Consider the following 7,596-nt stretch of genomic DNA (forward strand, 5'->3'; position numbering starts at 1 on the left):
GCCGCTCCGCCAATATTCGCGTGCATCTGCCGCATCTGCTTAACACGCTATTCCCGTTGCTCATGACATCATCCTTGTTTTCATAGCGTGCTCATTCGCACTGCGCATTCATTTGACGAATCGGCGCCGGGTTCTTCTCAACCGGCACCTGGTATTTGATGCTGCATTGTTCCGCCGCGCCCTGGCCCCACTTGACGCTGAATGCGCCGGCATCCTTGGCGCCGGTAACGAAAGTCTGGCCCTCGCTGCCGACGATACCCATCTCTTGTCCCTGCTCGTTCTCGACCTTAGCGCCGAAAGGCAGCGGCTTGCCGCTCTTGTCGCTCAGGGTCAGCATCAGACGCAGGCCTATCGAGGTCTCGAATTTGGCCAGCACCACCGCGCCGCGGGTCGGCACCACATCCATGGCGGCGTTCTTGATTTCCACTTCGTCGCCCAGGTCCTCGGTGCGCACCGCCAGGCGGTTGATCCGGTACGGGCTCAGGTTCGCCAGCACCGCATTGCCGCGGCTATCGGTACGGACGCCCGGATACACCTCGAAGCCGACATTGGCGGCGTCCGGCGCTTCCACCAGCGCCATGGTTTCACCCAGCGGCTGCGACAAGGTTATGCCGCCGCCATGCACCACCAGGCCGCCCGCCACGCCCATGGTGGTTTGGCCGTAGCCGGAACCTTGGGCGCGGCCGAAGTCGAAGCGGCCGTACTGCGACAGGTAGCTGGCGGAAGCGCTGCCGCTGTTGTCGCTGCGGTTCGAATGCGTTGTCGATACGTTATAGGTCAGGCGGCCGTCATCCAGCGCCGAGCCGTAGACGCTGGCTTGCTGGCTGACCTCGCCGTTATTGCCCTGCGCCGCCGAGTAGCGGGCGTAGGAGCGGCTGTCGCCCAGCGGCATCGACAAGGACACCATCAGCTGGCGGCTGGACGGTCCGCTCAGGTTGGTGCTGTTGTTATAGAAAACGCTGTAGGTGAACTGTTTGTAGAAATTCGAATAACCGAGCTGGATCAGGCGTGTCTTCTGATCCGTGCCCCAATAGCTTTGCTGCTGCGCCGAGGCGTAGACGCTGCCGCCCCGGCTGCCCAGCTGCTGGGCGAAATCCAGTTGCAGCTGGCTGCGGCGGTTGTTGAGCATCTGGCCGCTTTGCAGGTCCTGCATCTGCGCCGCTTCCTGGAACGTACGGAAGCCACCGGTAGAATAACGATAACCGGCCATGCGCACGCTGGTGCCGTAATTCTCGAAAGACTTGGCGTACAGAAAGCGCAGCGACTGACCGTCGTAGCTCTGGTTGAACGGTCCCTTGGTATGCGCTTGCGACAGGTCGGCCGAGATGGCGCCGAAATCGCGCAGGTTCTTGCCGACGCCAAGCACCACCGACTGATGGATATCGGAACCCATGAGGCCGCCGTACAGCGAAAATTCCCGTCCCAGGCCGCGCGCCAGGGTGCCTTGCATGAAAAACGGCTTGGAGCCGCTGACATTCGATCCCAGGCCGTTGCGGTACTGGCCGGCGGTAGCGCTGTAGCGCCAGACGCCTTCGCGCAACAAGGTCGGTACGGCGGAGAACGCCTGCTTGAACTTGGTTTCGCGGCCGTCCGCTTCGGTAATCGTGACTTCCAGGTCGCCGCTGGTGGAAGTCGGATACAAATCGTCCAGTACAAAAGGACCGGGTGCGACATAGGTGCTGTACACCACGAAGCCGTTCTGGCGCACCGTGACGCGGGCGTTGGTTTGCGCCACGCCGCGGATGGTTGGCGCATAACCTTGCTGGCTGTCGGGCAGCATGCCGTCGTCGGACGCCAGCTGGACGCCACGGAACTGGAAAGAGTCGAAGAAATTGCCCGGCGTGGTGCTGTCGCCAAGCGTCAGCTGGCCGCCCAGCGCAGCGATGTCGCGCTGCAGGTAGGAAGTCACCGATTGCCAGTGGCCCTGGCCGTCGAGGCCGCGATTGTAGGTCGAGAAATTGCGGAAGCGCCAGTCGCCCAGGTTGAAGCCGCCGCGCAAGCCGGCGTACAAGGTATTGCGGGCCTGGCTGGTGGTGGTGCTCGGGTTGCCGTTGAAATCGGTGATGCTGTTGGTGCTGTTGATGCTGCTGCCGGCGTTGTTGCCGCCGTCGTAGCGGGCTGCCGAAAACTGATAGTCCAGCATGCCGACATTGATGCCCTTGTCCCATTTGTCCGGAGTGATGGCGCCACGCGCCTGGCGCTTCATGGCGGCCTGCGGAATGCTCAGCGTCAGGCGCAGTTTCTCGCCATTGTAGGAAACGCTGGAACCGGGAATTACCTTTGCCAGGTCAACGCATTGGTCGCCGGCCGCCATCAGCGCCGGGAACACTTCTACCTTGACGCCCCAGCCCTCCAGCATGCTGCGGGTGATGCAGGCCTGGGCGCTCTTGCTGTCCGCCGCTTCGTCGGGATTGTCGACGAAATTGACCTGGCTCTGGCCAACGCTGCTTTCATTGAGACTGACGTCGACCAGGTAACTGCCGGGCAAGACCCGGTTGCCGAACGCGAACAAGGACAGGTCGGCACGGCTTTGATCGCCGCCGATATCCAGGAACTGCTCGTTGAATACCGAACCGCCCTGGCCTTGGGCATGCGCCACCTGCGCCAGCACGGCCAGCGTAATCGCGGACAGTGCCAGGCGTACCGGTTTGCGTTGATGCGACAATCTGATCACAGCTTTCCCTTCCTTTATTTCTGCCTTGCGCGGCAGACTGACTTGCCTTGACAGGATCCGTTGCTTGCTATCTGGGAGACGATGGTGGTGTTATTTACCTGCGGCAGGCGCGGTTTCCGCTGCTGGCTGCTGCGCTTGCGGCTGGCCTTGCGATCCGACGCTGCCAACCGCGACCTTGACCGTTACTTCCGGCGTTTCACCGCCGTAGTCGTTGATCGTGGTGTAGTTGGCTTCGATCGCCTGCGGCGCGCTGATAACGGTCAACGGAAAATCCATCGCGCCGAAAGGCGGCACCATGCCAGCCCTGGTCTGCTCTTTGTTGCCGTTGATCTTGAAACCGGTAAACGTGATGTTGTAAGCGCTCGGATTGCTCACCCGCAGCGCGGCGCCCTTGCCGTCTTCGCCAGGCACCACCGACAGCGTGACCAGGCCGCGCGCCTCGTCAGGCTTGCCGGCCAGGCCGGTCGGCCGGTAGAACACTTTGATACGGGTGCGCACGGCCACTTGCAGTACGTTCTGCTGATCCGATTTTTCCGGGATTTCCTTGACGTTGAGCCAGAACACCGATTCGCGGTCGCTCGGCAAGTCGCCGGCGATGCGGACGATGCGCAAGATGTTTTCCGCGCCGGGATCCATGCGCGCCAAAGGCGGCGTCACCAGCAACGGCGTCTTGTTCTTGCCTTCGCCGGCATCGATCCAGGTTTGCACGACGTATGGCGCGGTGCCGGTGTTCTTCAGCGGAATCGACGCTTGCCGGTCTTTCTCGCCCAGGATCACGCGGGTGCCGCCCAGCATCACGCCGGCGCCGGCCGACAGCGCGCTGAGTGCCAGCACGCCGCCGACCACAACGGAAGTGAAGAATTGTTTGCCTAACATGGAAGACCTCGTCTATCAAAATGTCCTATGCACAAATTTCTAAGCAAGCACAGGACTCGCGTGCTCACAAATTGATGCATGGGTGGTGCGGGAAAATGATGGCTGGCTTGCCGCTACCGTTGCGGCAAACCAGCCCATCCTTAAAACCTGGCCGTCGCAAGCGCCAGGCAGTCCGTTTCGCACAACTGGCCGAAACGGAATAAAACCGTTTTAGGATTTTTGCAAAGCGCGTCGATTACAGGTAAGCAACGACGAACTGTGCTGTCGAGTTAGCTGGACCGACGGTCACTGCAGTGCTGGTCGAAACGTAGGCAGCCTGGAACTTCAAAGGATTGTTGCCCAGACCCAGAACGTAAGTGCCCGATGCCGAACCGACAGGGATCTTGGTGCCGGCGGAGTCGCCCAGCTCGATCGCTACGCCTTTGGCAGCAGTCACGCCGACTTGGCCAGCGTTAGCGATCGCCAGATCGTCTTTCACTGTAGCGTCGGTAGTGCCGGTAAAGGTCACGGTTGCGCCCTTGGCTGTTGGGCCGCAGTCGGTCAGCAGGATAGTGAACTTCGATGGTGTCGATTTCTTGCCAACGACGGCGCCGAACACTGTGCGCGACACGTCGCCCATAGGTACGGTGATGTTTTGGCTGGATGGATCGACTGTGCATGGGGAATCAACGATATTGCCGTTGAAGTTTACGGTGCCGCCGTCAGCGAAGGCCGCTTGGGACAACAGACCTGCAGCAGCAACTGCAACCAACTTAGCGATAGTCATTTGTTTCATTTTTTACCCTCAGATATAAAGTGGATGTTCGATTCAAATTAATGAATTGCCAACATGGCGAATCACATTCTAGGGGCAAAAAGTCACAAAAGTGCATTCATGACAATGTTTAACAATTACTAACCATCACTAATTATTGGACCGCAATAAATGACGCTGGGATTTAGCGATCTTTGTATATTTATTATTATTTATAACAATCAAGTAAATACCGAAAACCCAGTCCTGTAGCGCCTTTCCTAGCCACACGTAAAACCCTAAGGAGTCCTGAAAGCAATCAATTCTTCGGTGGAAACATCATAAATACTCGGTGGCAACGTGTGTCTTTGTCGTGCAAATACGACAACATTTTCAAATTCCATGACACATTTCCTCGCGGATGAGGATATCTGCTTAATTTTTCCAGTAAACAGCCGTTAACGTTAACACTGCACTGTTCAGGAAAACCGATTTTGCAGCTCCCTTCACCATCCACCATAAAAAATCCAAGATGCGTAATGACAATTTCATAGTTCGAGAACCTTTGCTTGATACGAAACAAGGCGTGGTCGGCTACGACCTCACGTGGCAGGAAACCGGCGGCGCCGATGGCGAGGCCGATGAAGGGGACTTGCATGCGTTGCTGGGTTTCGTCGCCGACCAGCTGAGCGACGAAAAAAGCGGCTGGCTGCTGGGCAAGAAGCTGCTGTTCCTGGAAGCATCCCCGGCCATGCTGAGCGGCGAGGCGATCAAAAGGATGCCGGCCGCCAGCACGGTGCTGACGCTCAAGCACCGCGACCTGGCCGACCCTGGCACCCTGGCCGCGGTCAAAACCCTGCGCGCTGCCGGCTACGGCATCTCCCTGCGCGGCGCCGACCTCAGCGGAGGCGCCCTGCCTGCCGAGATCTCGCATCTCGAAGTACGATTTTCCGCCAGCGATTTTGCGGCGCAGGCGCGCCGTTACGCCGCGCTGAAAAAATCGTCGCTGCGCATGGTCGGCCGGCCGGTCAGCAACTGGCAGGACTATGACGCCTGCGCCATGCTGGGACTGGATGCCTTCATCGGCAAGCTGCACCTGACGCCGCGCCCGGGCAAGCGCGCCACCGGCCTGAACCCGGCGCAGCAGATCATCGTGCAAATCATGAACCTGGTCGCCAAGAACGAGAACCTGCAAAAGATCGAAGAAATCTTCAAACGCGATCCCGGCCTGTCCTATGAACTGCTGCGCTTCATCAACTCCGCGGCGTTCGGCCTGAAGACTGAAGTCCAGTCACTGCGTGCCGCCCTCGCCTTGCTCGGTTACGAAGCGCTGTTCCAGTGGCTGTCCCTGCTGCTGGCTACCGCCAGCAGCAGCGGCTATTCACCGGTGCTGATGGAAACCGCGATCATCCGCGGCCGTTTCTCGGAACTGCTGGGGCAAAAATACCTGCCCAGGGGCGAATCGGAAAACCTGTTTGTCGCGGGGATTTTTTCTTTGCTGGACCGGCTGCTGGGCGTCAGCATGGAGGAAGTGCTGGCCAGCATCAAGCTGTCCGACCAGGTGGCCGCAGCGCTGCTGACCCGTTCCGGACCGTATGGTCCTTATGTAGCGCTGGCCGAGGCTTGCGAACTGAATTCGCCGCTGGTCGGCCCCTTGGCCAGTTCGCTCAAGATCACCCCGGAGGAAGTCAACCTGGCGCATCTGTCGGCGCTGGCGTGGGCGCAGAAACTGGGCGTGCCGGCAGCATAGACGGCGCTGCCGCCAGCCGCAATCAAAGCGCCGCGGCGGCGGCCGGCGGGTGATTCCTCGGCAGCTGCCGCTGCCAGTTGCGCAAGCCGATGACCGCCAGCACGATGAACGCCGCATACAGCCCTGCGGTCAAGTCCAGGTCTTTGTAGATATACACGCCGACGTAGATGATGTCGACCGCGATCCACAGCCACCAGTTGGCGACGTATTTGCGCGCCATCCAGAACTGGGCCACCAGGCTGAAGCTGGTCAGCGCCGAATCCAGCCATGGGATATGGGCATCGGTGAAGCTGGCCATGACGTAACCCAGCACCACGCTGCCCGCGGCGCCGGCCAGCAGCCCGATCAGCAAACCCTGCTTCGGCAGGCGCTGCGGCTGGATATGCTGGCCGTCCTGATCTGATGCGCCCCTCTTCCACTGCCACCAGCCGTACAGCTGCATGACGGCGAAGATCAGCTGCAGCAACAGGTCCGAGTACAGTTTCGCCACCAGGAATATGCGCGCATACAGCAGCACCGAGACCAGGCCGACCGGCCAGCACCACAGATGGCGGCGCGCGGTCAGCCAGACTGCCAGGGCGCTCAATATGACTGCACTGATTTCCAAACCTGACATCAAGACTCCTGTGGGCGGGTTTTACGGTCGCAGCGGCGCTGCAGATGATCCAGCAAGTAACGGCCGGCGTCACTGTCAAACCACGCGGCGTGGCCGAGGAAATAGGTATCGTAAGCCAGCGCCGAGTTCTCGGCGGATTTTTGCACGCCGTGAAAATACGCCAGCTCCGACAGCGCAAATTCGACATGCGCCAGCGGCAGCAGCGCCGGCAAGGCGGCCGCTTCCAGCGCCGACAATGGCCGCACTGCTTCATAGGCGTCGAGCATGGCGTCCAGCTGGCCGATATGCACCAGCGGCCGCTGGTCGGCCGGCGGCGTCGACGGCAAAGCCAGCCATTCGATCATGTTGCGCTCGATGGCGATGGCCAGGTCGTAGACCGCGCAAGTGCGGTCGGCCAGGCCGAAATCGACCACCGTCGCCACTGCCGGAGGTTCTTGCGCTTGCCACAGCAGGTTGGAAGCATGCCAGTCGTTGTGCGTCCACAAGGGCGCCAGGCCATCGAGCAGCGGGCCCAGGCGCGCATGGAACGGCAGCAGCACCTGCGTCACTTCCTGCCGCCAGTCGCGCTGCGCCAGGTAATCAGCCAGCGCCGGCCGTTCCTGTATGTAGCGCCCGATCCGCTCCAGCACCTGTTGCGGATCTTCAGTATTGAACAGGGTAAAGCCGGAGGCCAGCAGCTTGGTGCTGCGCGCCGGCGCGTCGTAGCCGCGGGCGGCAAGATGCAGCCTGGCTAGCGCGCTGCCGGCCGCTGCGGCGTCCTCGGTGCTGACAAAAGGGGTCCAGGAGGTGGCGTCGCGATAGCGGTCGACGCCCTGGCCGACGCGCTGCACCTCGTAGGTCCATCCGCCGTCGGCATGGGCGGTGCTGCCGTCGCTGGCTTGCAATACCTCGCTGACCGCCAGGCCGCGCTGCCGCAGGTGCGCCATGAAGCGATGCTCGTCCGTCAG

At 60.8% G+C, this 7,596-nt stretch carries 6 protein-coding genes; 1 reads left to right on the top strand and 5 read right to left on the bottom strand.

From position 1 onward, the window contains the following. Positions 1-91: 91 nt before the first annotated feature. The 3 genes from JWQ61_RS04055 to JWQ61_RS04065 all read right to left on the bottom strand — a co-directional run bounded on the left by JWQ61_RS04055 (position 92) and on the right by JWQ61_RS04065 (position 4,316). Positions 92-2,674 (bottom strand): fimbria/pilus outer membrane usher protein, encoded by a 2,583-nt coding sequence (locus JWQ61_RS04055; RefSeq protein WP_304359382.1) that lies wholly within the window; start codon positions 2,672-2,674, stop codon positions 92-94. A gap of 90 nt (positions 2,675-2,764) precedes the next feature. Further along, complete coding sequence (locus JWQ61_RS04060; RefSeq protein ID WP_304359383.1) at positions 2,765-3,550, bottom strand: molecular chaperone; 786 nt, start codon at positions 3,548-3,550, stop codon at positions 2,765-2,767. Between the two features lie 235 nt (positions 3,551-3,785). Further along, on the bottom strand, positions 3,786-4,316 hold the full coding sequence (locus JWQ61_RS04065; RefSeq protein ID WP_304359384.1) for a fimbrial protein: 531 nt from the start codon (positions 4,314-4,316) through the stop codon (positions 3,786-3,788). A 499-nt stretch (positions 4,317-4,815) separates the two neighbouring features. On the opposite strand from JWQ61_RS04065, the gene JWQ61_RS04070 reads away from it, so the two are divergent. Beyond that, positions 4,816-6,033: an EAL and HDOD domain-containing protein gene (locus JWQ61_RS04070; protein ID WP_304359385.1), complete on the top strand. Its 1,218-nt coding sequence runs from the start codon at positions 4,816-4,818 to the stop codon at positions 6,031-6,033. A gap of 22 nt (positions 6,034-6,055) precedes the next feature. On the opposite strand, the gene pnuC is transcribed toward JWQ61_RS04070, so the two are convergent. After that, positions 6,056-6,649 carry a nicotinamide riboside transporter PnuC gene (pnuC, locus tag JWQ61_RS04075; RefSeq protein WP_304359386.1) on the bottom strand — a complete coding sequence of 198 codons (594 nt, stop codon included), beginning with the start codon at positions 6,647-6,649 and terminating at the stop codon, positions 6,056-6,058. Continuing rightward, positions 6,649-7,596: phosphotransferase enzyme family protein (locus JWQ61_RS04080; RefSeq protein ID WP_304359387.1), on the bottom strand; the 948-nt coding region annotated here is incomplete at its 5' end. The genes pnuC and JWQ61_RS04080, both read right to left, overlap by 1 nt.

Source organism: Collimonas fungivorans (genome assembly GCF_028292705.1).
Taxonomy (GTDB): Bacteria; Pseudomonadota; Gammaproteobacteria; order Burkholderiales; family Burkholderiaceae_D; genus Collimonas; species Collimonas fungivorans_B.

Bases quoted from the DNA above. Each gene is read 5' to 3' on its own strand.
- JWQ61_RS04060 (WP_304359383.1), bottom strand. From the start codon at position 3,550: ATGTTAGGCAAACAATTCTTCACTTCCGTTGTGGTCGGCGGCGTGCTG.
- JWQ61_RS04065 (WP_304359384.1), bottom strand. From the start codon at position 4,316: ATGACTATCGCTAAGTTGGTTGCAGTTGCTGCTGCAGGTCTGTTGTCC.
- JWQ61_RS04070 (WP_304359385.1), top strand. From the start codon at position 4,816: ATGCGTAATGACAATTTCATAGTTCGAGAACCTTTGCTTGATACGAAA.
- pnuC (WP_304359386.1), bottom strand. From the start codon at position 6,649: ATGTCAGGTTTGGAAATCAGTGCAGTCATATTGAGCGCCCTGGCAGTC.